The following is a 521-nucleotide window of genomic DNA, read 5'->3' on the forward strand; positions in this document are numbered from 1 at the left end:
TATGAACCAATTCGATAGAAAATCCCATCAATACAAGGCCATCAAGCGCTACTGGAAGCTCATCCAACAAGATAGCCGTAAATTGAGTGATAAGCGATTTTATCGCCCTACTTTTCGTATGCACTTGACGAATAAAGAGATTCTAGACAAGCTTTTAAGCTATTCCGAAGACTTGAAACACCACTATGATCTCTATCAACTATTGCTTTTTCACTTTCAGAATAAAGAGCCTAAGAAATTTTTCGGACTTATTGAAGACAATCTAAAAAAGGTTCATCCTCTTTTTCAGACTGTCTTTAAGACATTTCTAAAGGACAAGGAGAAAATCGTCAACGCCCTTCAATTACCTTATTCCAACGCTAAATTGGAAGCGACTAATAATCTCATTAAACTCATCAAACGAAATGCTTTTGGTTTTAGGAACTTTGACAACTTTAAGAAACGAATTTTCATCGCTCTGAATATAAAAATGGAGAGGACAACGATTGTCCTCTCCAGATGTTAGCTTTTATTCAACCCAC

Annotated in this window: 1 protein-coding gene; it reads left to right on the top strand. The window is 36.1% G+C overall.

Annotation, left to right across the window (positions count from 1 at the left end; all coding sequences use genetic code 11):
* On the top strand, positions 1-505 hold a 505-nt coding region (locus ADH81_RS05550), incomplete at its 5' end, for an ISL3 family transposase (RefSeq protein ID WP_049527092.1).
* Positions 506-521 lie beyond the last annotated feature (16 nt).

The organism is Streptococcus pseudopneumoniae, from assembly GCF_001072925.1.
GTDB classification, from domain to species: domain Bacteria; phylum Bacillota; class Bacilli; order Lactobacillales; family Streptococcaceae; genus Streptococcus; species Streptococcus pseudopneumoniae_Q.